3 protein-coding genes and 1 pseudogene are annotated in these 3517 nt (G+C 39.1%); 2 read left to right on the top strand and 2 right to left on the bottom strand.

Annotated features, from left to right (window positions below; genetic code table 11):
* Positions 1-111 precede the first annotated feature (111 nt).
* Positions 112-225, bottom strand: a pseudogene (locus ACFE90_RS37160) (IS5/IS1182 family transposase); the annotation flags it as partial.
* Between the two features lie 225 nt (positions 226-450).
* Positions 451-1761: an aminopeptidase P N-terminal domain-containing protein gene (locus tag ACFE90_RS37155; RefSeq protein WP_375507236.1), complete on the bottom strand. Its 1311-nt coding sequence runs from the start codon at positions 1759-1761 to the stop codon at positions 451-453.
* Between the two features lie 306 nt (positions 1762-2067).
* On the opposite strand from ACFE90_RS37155, the gene ACFE90_RS37150 reads away from it, so the two are divergent.
* Both ACFE90_RS37150 and ACFE90_RS37145 read left to right on the top strand, forming a co-directional pair.
* Positions 2068-2535, top strand: a complete 468-nt coding sequence (locus ACFE90_RS37150) for an NUDIX domain-containing protein (RefSeq protein ID WP_375507235.1) — start codon at positions 2068-2070, stop codon at positions 2533-2535.
* Positions 2536-2977: 442 nt separating this feature from the next.
* Positions 2978-3517, top strand: a 540-nt coding sequence (locus ACFE90_RS37145) for an FG-GAP repeat domain-containing protein (RefSeq protein WP_375507234.1), incomplete at its 3' end; no start/stop codon positions are given.

Raw genomic sequence — 3517 nt, 5'->3', positions numbered from 1 at the left:
CATTTGCTTGTTGAGCGTACGCATTTGCTTGTTGAGCGTACGCATTTGCTTGTTGCGTTCATCCCGAAACAAGAGACAGATCCGAATCAATAGACCTCTTGCAAAAGTCGCTCAGGAAGATTTTATTTTGGAGAGAAAAAGCTCGTAATTGTAGAGAGCAGCAATCAGATTAAACCGCAAACTAAATCTTTTTCGGCGATTTCTATAAGTAAGGGACGAAATCTTAGGAATTCTGACAACGACTCTGATGGCTTGTCCTCAATTTTAGTTTGGGGATGGTACAAACCACCCCCATTTTTTATCAAAAAAGTAAAGGTTCAAAACCTCGCCCGCAAGTGGCGCGAAATAGTCCTTGTATCTGAAGGTAGGTAAAAACCTCACCCCTTGTGGGTGGCTTGATTTAATACTTGCGACTTCCGACTTCCGACTTCCGACTTCCGACTTCATTTTTTATCTTTCCACTTCATCCACTGCCTTGGGAACTCCCGCAGTTAACACCTCATGTCCATTAGATGTAACTAACACGTCATCCTCAATCCGAATACCAATGCCAATCCATCGAGGATCAGTCTCTGGTTGATCTTCTGCTAGTTTGGTGTCAGGCACAATATATAATCCCGGTTCCACTGTCAAAATTTGGCCTGGTTGTAAAATCTGCGGTTTGTCTTCACCGTGCTGGTAAACGCCCACATCATGAACATCTAACCCTAACCAATGACTGGTGCGATGCATATAATATGGTTTATATTTCTCTTCTTCAATTAACTTATCAATTTCACCTTTGAGGATGCCAAGTTCAACTAAACCTTCCGTGAGAACGCGCACTGCTGTATCATGAACTAATTTGAAGGGATTACCTGGTTGCACTTGAGCGATCGCTTGTTTTTGCGCCTCCAATACAATCTCATACAGCGTCTTTTGTTCTGGCGTAAATTTACCCCCAACAGGAAATGTCCGCGTAATATCCGAGTTGTAATAACCGTAAGCACAACCGGCATCAATTAGCAGTAATTCTCCATCCTGCATTTGACGATTATTTTCAATGTAATGCAGTACGCAAGCATTCACACCGGAAGCCACAATCGAAGGATAAGCTGGCCCCATTCCACCCCGGACTCGAAAGATCCGTTCCATCTCCGCCTGTATTTCATACTCATAACGTCCGGGTGCGGCGATTTCTTGAGCATAATTGTGTGCAACAGTAGCGATCGCAACTGCTTGACGCATCAATTCCAACTCAGCTTCACTTTTGATTAGTCTCATGCTGTTGAGAACAGGGCCAGTATCTTCAATGGCGATCGGCCCAGTACCGCGTTTAGGATAAGTCCGCAGTAACCTTTGGTAATGTCCGAGGATTTGGTCATTGAAGGTGCGATCGCGTCCTAAGTGATAGTAAATCCGGCTGGCTTTTTCCAAATACTGCGGCAACTTTTCATCTAACTCGCTAATGGGGTAAGCTTCATCAGCACCATAAATTTCCTTGGCTGCATCTACCCCAGAAAGATAACCAGTCCATACTTCCTTTTCGCGATCCTTTGGTTGGACAAACAGCACAAACCGATGTTCTGAATGATGCGGCGCTAACACTGCTACTGCCTGCGGTTCATTAAAACCAGTCAAGTAGAAAAAATCACTGTCTTGGCGATAAACATACTCGACATCGTTGTGCATCACTGCCATTGGCGCACTGCGAAAAATGGCTGTGCCATCACCAATTTTTGCCATTAACTGCTCACGACGCTGCCGATATTCTGCTTGCATAGCTGATGTATGTATTAAAGTATTGTGTTATTTTACACTTTCGACAACTAGAGGAAGCACAGTTGATGCATCTTAATAGTTGCTTATCTAAGTTATTCTAACCAATATTTGTTTCAACTCAAGTCATAAATCATTCGAGAATAATCAATTATCTCGAAAGGCTCAGATCCCCGACTTCTTTAAAAAGTCGGGGATCTTGTTGTTATCGAATAATTTAGAATATTCCTGAAATAAAATAATTTTTAAACGTTTATCCTATATAAATTCTGGTATTTCATAAATCTAACAACACACAGTATAAAAAATATGTCCACTCAACCTACAACAAAAAAAGTGATTGCTTACGTGACCAACAAAGATGAATTAATGGTGTTTACACATACTGATTTTCCTGAAGCTGGCGTGCAAGTACCTGCTGGTACAGTCGAAGAAAGTGAGGAGCCACCTGAAGCTGTGCTGCGAGAAATTTATGAAGAATCTGGTATTAAGGGAGTTCGTATTATTGAGTTATTGGGTATTTATCAATACAACATGGCTCCCTATCGTGATGAAATTCAAGAACGTTATGTTTACCATCTCGAATTAACTCAGCGTACACCATCTACTTGGCGGCATTGGGAAATACATCCAAGTACTAGCAAAAACCCTATAGCCTTTGATTTTTATTGGGTTAGATTGGATGGCTCAGATTTAGGTCTAGCTGGTGGTCAAGGTTATTTTTTATCTAAGCTTGTTCACAAGACAAAAAATAGTGGAGATTCAGCCAATACTTGAGAAAGTGCCTAGAAAATCAAGGCAATATTATACAAATTAATTAGGACTAATGTAGCGATCACTTCTCTTTTAGCGTATTTGGGACTTTATAAACAAAAATACAGCTAGTGTGGATATTTTTTAGATGACTGATTAACTGTTAAAGGTAAAAGTATATTTTTATACAATATTTAAAACCAAAAAATAGATGAAATAATCATAATTTATCTATAAATTATCATATACATAAAGCACAAAATATATTTTATAATTGCTTACATAGAACTTTAAAATTTCATGATTATCCTTTAAAATAAACGGATATTTATATTCAAAGAATGACATTAATAAATAAAAAATAGTTATAAAGAAATCTTAAAACCCTGGTAAATGTTATTTCGTTACAGAAAGAGATTATCGAAAAAAGTTAAAAAAATATGACAACCAATAATAAAAATACACCATGCCTGAAAGTACAAATTCCTCACCCTTATCTTTGAATACATCTAAATGGGTATCAGAATCTTTTGCAAAATCACAAATCTTGACAAATTCTTTTGAGGGTTTAAATTATGATTTGGGGTTTGGGAATAAGAGTTCCTCACTAGCACTAGAAAGTGAACCAGTAACTGCGCCTGTTAAAACGTCAGCAAATCCCAATCCTAATCCTTACTTAACTAGTGCGGCGATTACTCCTGACTTTAATGGTGATGGCAAAACGGATAAAGTTTGGGTCGATTCTACAACAGGTGAGATTATCATTCGGTTGATGGATGGAACAAACGTTCTCGAACAGGGTTCTCTAGGTAATTTCGACATATCCGCCTATGATTACAAAATTGCTGACTTCAATGCTGATGGCAAAACCGACTTCTTATTACGCAATAAGACAACCGGTGAGAATAGCATTGCGTTAATAGATGGCACAAAAGTTGCTAATGCGGCTTCTCTAACCAGCGTTGACCCAGCTTGGACTCCTCAGATTGGCGATTTCAACGGCGAT

It is taken from the genome of uncultured Nostoc sp. (assembly GCF_964245445.1).
Lineage (GTDB): Bacteria > Cyanobacteriota > Cyanobacteriia > Cyanobacteriales > Nostocaceae > Nostoc.
This window is presented reverse-complemented; position numbering and strand designations above follow the sequence as displayed.